We start from the raw sequence: 311 nt of genomic DNA on the forward strand, positions 1-311 counted from the left end.
GTTAACGGTATGGCAACAAAGGTTAAACAGAAAGACAATACAGAAGTAACGACCCAAGCGAGTGTGGACAGTCCTCTTCTCGATTTTTCTGATGATGCCATCAAAAAAATGGTTAAAATCGCCAAAAAAAATGGTTACGTGACAATGGATGAACTGAACGCAGTTCTTCCTCCTGATGAGGTTACATCTGAACAAATTGAAGATACCTTGGCGATGTTCTCGGAGATGGGCATTAATGTCGTGGATGATGAGGGTGAGGCTGAGAATTATGAAGAAGAGGTTAGGGTAGAGGGGGGGGATTTAGTAGAAGC

General features: G+C 42.8%; 1 protein-coding gene. It reads left to right on the top strand.

The annotated features are described in order from the left end of the window. Positions 1-9: 9 nt before the first annotated feature. The coding region (locus tag ACFINO_RS10205) for an RNA polymerase sigma factor region1.1 domain-containing protein (protein WP_375655712.1) at positions 10-311 on the top strand (302 nt) is incomplete at its 3' end.

It is taken from the genome of Bartonella sp. AA83SXKL (genome assembly GCF_042196965.1).
In the GTDB taxonomy this organism is placed as follows: domain Bacteria; phylum Pseudomonadota; class Alphaproteobacteria; order Rhizobiales; family Rhizobiaceae; genus Bartonella.